The organism is Streptomyces viridosporus, from assembly GCF_002078235.1.
In the GTDB taxonomy this organism is placed as follows: Bacteria; Actinomycetota; Actinomycetes; order Streptomycetales; family Streptomycetaceae; genus Streptomyces; species Streptomyces viridosporus.
The window spans coordinates 1-567 of record NZ_MSGP01000924.1 but is presented as its reverse complement, the minus strand read 5'-3'; the positions used below and the strand labels follow the sequence as shown (position 1 = coordinate 567).

1 protein-coding gene is annotated in these 567 nt (G+C 76.0%); it reads left to right on the top strand.

Features of this window, described 5'->3' with window-relative positions:
- On the top strand, positions 1-567 hold a 567-nt coding region (locus tag B7L92_RS40860), incomplete at both ends, for a hypothetical protein (RefSeq protein ID WP_159461096.1).

The following is a 567-nucleotide window of genomic DNA, read 5'->3' as shown; positions in this document are numbered from 1 at the left end:
ACACTCGTCGGTCCGCCCGCCTCGGCGGGCGGACCGACGAGTGTGCTGGTGGTCTCGCCGGGGAGCGGGGAGACGGCGTCGCTCCACTACGAGGACGAGGAGTACGGGGAGCTGGAGCGGCTGCTCGGCCCTCTCGGCGCCGGCACCCGCGGGAAGCCGCCGGAGGCCGACCTGGTCTCGGCCCGGCTGATCACCATGACCTGGATGGTGCACGATGTGCAGCCCTGGCGGGTCGACCAGGTCTACCCGGCACATGACGGCGGGGCCGTGTGGATCCACACGGCGGAGCGCCTGACGGACGCGTCGGACGGCCGCTGGCACCGCGCCGAGCACCCGTCCGAGCTGCGTGCGCTGCTGGGAAGGCTGGGCGTGATGGGCGAGGCGTCGGACCGGGGCGCGCCGTCCGGGACCCACCCGGCGCCCCGGGAGACGGAGGCCGCCGGATCCGCCGGTTCCACCGGGCCGGGTTCGGGGCCGGGTTCGGATTCGGGTACGGGTTCGGATTCGGGTACGGCCGCGGGCACGGCGCGGAAGGCCGCACCGGCAGCGGGCGACGGCGGCGGTGCC